The sequence below is a fragment of the Chryseobacterium viscerum genome, assembly GCF_002899945.2.
Lineage (GTDB): Bacteria > Bacteroidota > Bacteroidia > Flavobacteriales > Weeksellaceae > Chryseobacterium > Chryseobacterium viscerum.
Genome location: NZ_PPEG02000001.1, coordinates 784,822 through 791,600 on the forward strand (window position 1 = coordinate 784,822; position 6,779 = coordinate 791,600).

The following is a 6,779-nucleotide window of genomic DNA, read 5'->3' on the forward strand; positions in this document are numbered from 1 at the left end:
AAATATAATATGCAGTTTCAAGGGCAAATTTTAAAGATGACAAGCTACGATGCAAAACCCATCCAATACTACCTCAATCTTTCAGGGGATCTGATCCACATGAATGAGCTGTTAGGAAAGGAGTTAAGCATAAAACATACGGGATTTCAATGCGTAAACTGTGGTAAAAATAAGCCTATTTACAGAATGGGATTCTGCAAAAGTTGCTTTTTTGAAAGTCCTTATGCCAGCGATACGATTATCCGTCCGGAACTCTCTACGGCACATTTAGGGGTTGCAGAACGAGATCTTGAGGTGGAAAAACAAATTCAGCTTCAGCCGCACACGGTTTATCTGGCCTATACAGGAGATGTAAAAGTGGGAGTCACCAGAAATACGCAGATTCCTACGAGATGGATTGATCAGGGTGCAACTTTTGCATTACCCATTGCAAGAACAGAAAACCGGTATGAAGCAGGAATGATAGAAGTTGCTTTGAAAGAACATTTAGCAGATAAAACCAATTGGAGAAAGATGCTGCAGGATGATTTTGAAGGAGAAGTGGATCTTGCTGATTTCCGACAGAAGATAAAAGAATATTTTCCCGAAGATTTTCAAAAATTCTATAGAGAAGAAGAAGAGCTGTGGATGTTCGATTACCCTTTTGAAAAACCAGAAAAGGTATCTTCATTTACTTTGGATAAAAAGCCTGAATTTACGGGAAAACTTATCGGGATCAAAGGACAGTATCTAGGGTTTGAAGGTGGAAATTTCATCAATGTAAGAGGGCATGAGGGGTATGTTATTGAGCTTGATATAATATAAAATGTAAGAACCAAATCACAAAATATGAGAAAATGGGTTAAAAGACTATTGATAAGTTTCGGAATCCTGGCAGGAATTCTTCTTGCCGCGAATTTCGGACTGAATATATGGCTTAAAACCCAGCTTCCCGATTATATAAAAAAGAATACAGATTATAAGGTTTCCTACAAAACCCTGGATGTAGATTTAGGATCGGGAAATATCTTTGCCACCGGAATTTCTGTCAATAGTAAAAATCCCCAAAACACAGATGTTATTGGGCTGCAGGGAACTATTGATACCTTAAAAATAAACCGTTTTGGGATCTATGATGCTATTTTTAATAAAAGAATAAGCTCATCGGATTTGCTGCTGGCAAAACCTAATTTAAATATCATTCTGGCAAAACCGGTCCATCATAAAACCGGAAAGAAAAAAAATCCGTTTTTATTTGAAAATATAAGGATCAATAATGGAAAGATTGCTGTTTTCAAACCTACCAAACAGAAATTCTTATCCGTTGAGCAACTGGATCTGTTCGTCGAAAACCTACAGATGACCGGAGAATCTGTAGAAGATAAACTACCCGTTGTTTTTGACAGCTACAGTATAAAAGGACAGAGATTCTTTTTCCGTCCTGATGAAACCTATGCTATTACCATTAATAGCATAAATACTGCTGATGGACAAGTATCAGTGGGAGATTTCAAACTGATTCCGCTTCTTTCTTTCGCTCAGTTTAAACGATTTTATCCTAAAAAAGCTCAGTTATTTGAATGTTCAGTTCCGAAAATGGAATTCAAAGATGTGGTTTTGAATAAAAATAAGGTATCTCTTAGCAATGCAGAATTTCAAAATCCCGTTTTTACAATCCATAATACAGGAGTAAAAACGAAAAAGAATGAAAAAAAATCAAATTTTGAAGTTGATTTAAAAAATATAAAACTGAATAACGGTAGAGTTCAGGTCAATAAACCGGATGGCAATACACTTTTGTCTGTCGGAAACTTTAATGTAAATATCAATCAGTTGATGTTTAATAAAGAAACCTCAGATCAGATTGTTCCCGTCGGTTATAAAGATTTCACATTAGCCGGAAACAACATTGTATATTCTAGTCATCAAAATATCGCTGTAAGAAGTATTGCGCTGAAGCCTACCAGTGGTGAAATAAGAGATGTTGTACTAACGCCGGGTTCTCCTGCGATTGAAAAAACAACAATGGATTTAAAAGTGAATCATATTGCTTTTAATATCAATAAACTGGAATTCGTTGATAAAAAACTGAATCTAGATCTTAAAGACCTTCTTGTAGAAAATGTAAACGGAACCGTTAAAGCGGGTGAAAAAAAACAGAACAAATCTCCTCAGTCCAATAGTATCAATTCAATCATCATAAGAAAAGCCTCATTAAAAAATTCAAACCTTACTTATGAGAAAGGAAAACAACCACTGGCTTTTCATGATCTGAATGCAACATTTAATGCTATTGAATTATCACCTAAGCCAAACCAGCAGGAACTTTCTTTTACAATAAAAGACTATTATCTCACCACCCGGAATTTTGCTTACAAAACACCATTCTATAACCTTAGTCTTGGTCTTTTGAAATTGAATAAGAATAAAGTTCAGATCAATAATTTTGCGATGAAGCCTCTTGTTTCAAGAGCGCAGTTTATCAAAATGATACCCGTTGAGAGAGATCTCTATGATTTGAAAGTCGCACAAATAAGTGCTGAAGGTAACTGGGATCTGTTTTCTCAGCATAAAATGGTGAATGCTTCCCACGTAACGATCCAATCAGCAGATGCTAATATTTTCAGAAGTAAAATCCCGAAAGATGATCCAAAAGTAAAGGTTTTGTATTCAAAAATGCTGAGATCCATCAAAATTCCGATGACAATCAATACTCTTGATCTTAAAAACTCAAAATTAGTCTATGAAGAAGATACTCCGGAAAGCATGGGTCCCGGAAAACTGATATTCAGTAATTTTAATATGAATGTTAAAAATCTGAACTCAGCTAAAATAAAAGGAAAACCTACCAGAGTAGATATTAAAATCAACTGTTCTTTCATGGACCTGTCGCCGCTATCTGTAAACTGGAGCTTTGATGTTGCTGATCAGAATGATGCCTTTACGATTTCAGGGAAAACTTCCAATCTTCCGGCCAGCGGAATTAATCCTTTTATCAGACCTTACCTTCATGTGACGGCTACTGCAGGAACTATTCAGGAGATGCTCTTTAATTTTAAAGGAAATCCGGCAGGGCTACATGGAACTTTTAATCTTAAACATAAGGACTTAAAGATTGCCGTATTGAATAAAAATAATCATGAAAAGAAAGGTTTTCTAACGGCCGTTGCCAATATTTTTATAAAATCAAACTCAGGAAGCTTTCCTGAAGCCGTTGCTGTAGAAAATGTGGAACGTGATCCCACAAAGTCTTTCTTTAACCTCTTCTGGAAAGGAATTGAACAGGGATTAAAGAAAACGCTGATAGGTGCAAATGTCGAAAAAACAGAAAAAAAAGTGAAAGAAGCCGTTTCTTCCGTGAAAGAAATGAAGCAATCTGTAAAAGAAATAAAACAGGAAATCAAAAATAAAAAAGGAACTTCCCTGTCGGAAGGAGAGAAAAAAGAAAAGAAAGGCTTCCTGAACAATATATTCAAGAAAAAGGAGAAATCTGAAGAATAATTCTTTAAACCACTAAGATGTAATTATGGATTGCTGAGTATATAAATACAACTGTTCTTTTTAATTAAAACAAGCTTAATGGTTTAAAAATTTAATATAAGATAGATTCAGTTAAAAATTGAACTCGTCACTTTCTAAAATAGGAATATCCCTTAAGAACTTATCAAACGCTTCGCCTGGATAATTGCTGTCTGCCCCATAAGAATCTATAATCATCCCACGATTTCCATTGTTATCTTTTAGCACATAAAGAACAGCACTGTCATCCGGATTGCTGTCTCCTTCAAAACGGTATGTTTTTAAAATAACCAATTCCGCAGGCTGATAAATTTTGTCAGAATTTTCAAACTTCATTTCACAATTTTCATTCATCCTGAATTCTCTCTGTATTCCTCTTTCAGAAAGCGTTTTCATGACTTCACTTAAGGTCGTCATTCTGTCGATGTTTTCTGGATTTTCCATAATAATATTTTTCTTGTTAAGTACAATAATTAAACCATTGCAATTTCTAAATATAAGAAAAATAGCAGATTATAATTTTCCTAAAAATAAACTTTAATGTTAACAAAATTTATAATTTAGAAAAATAGAATAGGTATACTTTTTGCAATGGTATCAATAATAAATCAAAGAAAATATGAAAAAAGAGATTGGAGTTTTACTGGCAGGGGGAGTTGGTCTTTTGGCAGTATTAAGCTTAATAAGTATTAAAAAGATATTAAATAAAAAAGATAAAAAATATAGTGATTCTTATTCGGATCATCACAGACACTTTGATGAAAAGTACAATGAAGATGAACATCACGGAGTGGAATTTTACGCACTGAAGTAGTAAAAAAATATATTTAATTATGTTTAAATCCAACGCTTTTGAAAGTGTTGGATTTTTTTGTGGAAAACTTTAATGTTAAAACTCATTATTTTATAAAAATTCCATTCTAATTTTACATCGCAATGCAAAACGAAAATTTCATAAAAGGTCAGGGAGCTCAGCGAAATGTAATCAACCGTTTCGACAGGTATACCTATGAACCTGAAGATGAAGATTTCGAAACCGTAAAGACTTCTTTTACTGAGGTTTTCCCCAAAACCATTGTAAATCAGGTGAAAAGCGAAGACCTTCCCATGGAATATTCAATGAATCCCTACCAGGGATGTGAACATGGATGTTCTTACTGTTTTGCAAGACCTACCCACGAATACTGGGGCTATAGTGCCGGGATAGATTTTGAAAGAAAAATCATGGTCAAGAAAAATGCTCCGGAATTATTGGAGAAATTTTTTCAAAAAAGAGGCTATAAAGCAGCCCCAATTCTTTTATCCGGAAATACAGACTGCTATCAGCCAGCCGAAAGACAATTTGAAATCACCAGAAAAATACTGCAGGTTTGTCTTGATTACAGACATCCTGTCAATGTTCTGACAAAAAATGCACTCGTATTAAGAGACCTTGATATTCTAAAACCAATGGCGGAACAGAATCTGGTTTCAGTCTCTTTAAGTATTCCAACAATCAATGAAGAACTGCGACGAAAGATGGAGCCAAGGACTAGCTCTGCAAAAAATAAATTAAAAGCCATAGAAATTCTTTCCGAAAACAAGATTCCCGTACATGTAATGGTGGCTCCCATCATTCCCGGACTCAACAGCGATGAGCCGTTGAATATATTAAAAGCAATTTCTGAGGCAGGCGCTTCCGGGTTTGGATACACTCTCGTAAGATTAAATGATACGGTTGAACCTGTTTTTGTCAATTGGATAGAAACTCATTTTCCAGACAGAGCACAGAAAGTATTAAATCTCATTCGCTCTATACGGGGAGGAAAGCTTGGAGATAAAAGATATTTTGAAAGACAAAGAGGAGAGGGTAATATCGCAGAAATGATTCACACAACATTTAAGATTGGCAGAAAGAAGTTTTTCGAGGGTAAAGAATTTCCAAAACTATCTACTGCTAACTTTACAGGAACCCGTAATCAGCAATTGAGATTGTTCGATTGATGTGATTTCTCAAAAATCCTATCTATTATATATAGTATAGGTGGATTTGTCCTTTCCAACCATTTTTTATTACTCGTATATCATATATATAGTATATCCTATTTCTTAGGAGCTATTCCTGCTATCCATTTTTACTCCTCGCCCCAGCGCTCTCCGACCCTTGAACCCACCCACTCTCCAACGCAAGCTGCGGGGTAACCATTCCTATCAGGGCTAGGAGAGGGAATTATAAATTATAAATGATGAATGATAAATGATGATTTTCGGGTTTCGCGCTGCGGGTTTTTGGGTTTTGAGATTACAATTCCAGGTTTTAGGTTGTCAATAGATGTATTCTGTATCATCAGCTTTCTCTCTTATCTATATTATATCGATCATCCTCTGTGCAAATCCGTGCTCACTGTAGTTGATGATCCTATCAACGAATAATCATGATCCTCATCCAAATATTCATCCAGACAATAAAAATTCAATAGCAACGGGCTATAATCCTGAGCTTAGTCTAAGGGAGCCCGTTTAATAAAAATAAAACCTCCTTATTGGCTTTAGCCCAAACTTAAGTAAAGAATATTTGTTTTCAAAAAAGCTTCTACTATTATATAGGCATACCTTTCATTACTCATTACTCATTACTCATTACTCATTACTCATTACTCATTACTCATTACCCATTTATCCTATCCTGAACCCCTCCCAAAACACTCTCCGACCCTCACACGCTCTAACCCTCCCACACTCCCTCTCGATCTTCCAAACAAATGTTTAAAATTTTTCTCTCTGCCTACCAGTGTTTTAGGTTTAAATATTAATAAAAGGTAAAATTTATGTTAAATAAAGTTGCGTGGTGTATGTTAAGTTTCTATCTTTGCCCCACTGAAAAACGAGAGACATTCAGTAGCGCAGAAGAGCTTTTAGATAAGCAAAAACAATAAGAAACTTCAAAAGGGAAGAGCGAAAAAAACTTCAACATTTTTATTTAAAAAGTTGTGAGTTCAAATAAAGTTCTTATCTTTGCAGTCCCAATTAAGGGAGCGCAGGAGTGGAAGATTAGGTGATGAGAAGAGGGATTAAGGTTACTTAAAAAACTTTAAAATTTTCTTCAAAAACATTTGGTCAATTAGAAATAAAGTTTTACTTTTGCACTCGCAAATACGGAGCAACACTGACAGAGAAGATTGTTTCGTTATAAAGCGAAAGATATAAAGATCATTGACATACAATATAACAACCAAGTAAGGAAAAACTAAAGCGTCAAAACTTTGAGTGAGTCAGACAAACATACAATGGAGAGTTTGATC

Annotated in this window: 5 protein-coding genes; 4 read left to right on the forward strand and 1 reads right to left on the reverse strand. The window is 34.9% G+C overall.

The annotated features are described in order from the left end of the window. The first annotated feature begins 9 nt into the window (after window positions 1-9). Both C1634_RS03610 and C1634_RS03615 read left to right on the forward strand, forming a co-directional pair. Window positions 10-804, forward strand: coding sequence for a DUF2797 domain-containing protein (locus tag C1634_RS03610; protein WP_103231935.1), 795 nt, complete (start codon window positions 10-12; stop codon window positions 802-804). A gap of 24 nt (window positions 805-828) precedes the next feature. Further along, entirely contained in the window at window positions 829-3,480 is a 2,652-nt protein-coding gene (locus C1634_RS03615) for an AsmA family protein (RefSeq protein ID WP_103231934.1), read from the forward strand. Window positions 3,481-3,591: 111 nt separating this feature from the next. Here the strand turns inward: C1634_RS03615 and C1634_RS03620 are convergent, their stop codons facing one another. Next, window positions 3,592-3,942: a hypothetical protein gene (locus tag C1634_RS03620; protein ID WP_103231933.1), complete on the reverse strand. Its 351-nt coding sequence runs from the start codon at window positions 3,940-3,942 to the stop codon at window positions 3,592-3,594. A gap of 175 nt (window positions 3,943-4,117) precedes the next feature. On the opposite strand from C1634_RS03620, the gene C1634_RS03625 reads away from it, so the two are divergent. Next, window positions 4,118-4,312 (forward strand): hypothetical protein, encoded by a 195-nt coding sequence (locus tag C1634_RS03625; protein WP_103231932.1) that lies wholly within the window; start codon window positions 4,118-4,120, stop codon window positions 4,310-4,312. Window positions 4,313-4,434: 122 nt separating this feature from the next. Continuing rightward, the gene (locus C1634_RS03630; RefSeq protein WP_103231931.1) at window positions 4,435-5,481 is read left to right on the forward strand and encodes a PA0069 family radical SAM protein; all 1,047 of its coding nucleotides are present in this window, start codon (window positions 4,435-4,437) and stop codon (window positions 5,479-5,481) included. The last annotated feature ends 1,298 nt before the right edge of the window (window positions 5,482-6,779 follow it).